Annotated in this window: 1 pseudogene; it reads left to right on the top strand. The window is 60.5% G+C overall.

Annotated features, from left to right (window positions below):
• Positions 1 to 263 (top strand): annotated as a pseudogene (locus KJQ96_RS39240) (amidohydrolase); the annotation flags it as partial.

Here is a 263-nt window from a genome sequence, read left to right as displayed (position 1 = left end):
ACGACGCGGATGCGAACCCACGTGGAGATCGATCCACGGATTGCGTTGCGCGGTTTTGAGGCGATCAAGGCGCTCAAGCGCGATTATGCCTGGGCGCTCGATCTCTCTATCTGCGTGTTTCCGCAGGAAGGACTGACCAATGATCCCGGCGCCGAGGAACTGCTCATTGCGGCCTTGCGCGACGGCGGTGAGGTGATCGGCGGCTGCCCCTATATGGACACCGATCCGAACTCGCATCTCGAAAAGATTCTCGACCTGGCGCA

This window comes from Bradyrhizobium sp. sGM-13 (genome assembly GCF_018398875.1).
In the GTDB taxonomy this organism is placed as follows: Bacteria; Pseudomonadota; Alphaproteobacteria; order Rhizobiales; family Xanthobacteraceae; genus Bradyrhizobium.
This window is presented reverse-complemented; position numbering and strand designations above follow the sequence as displayed.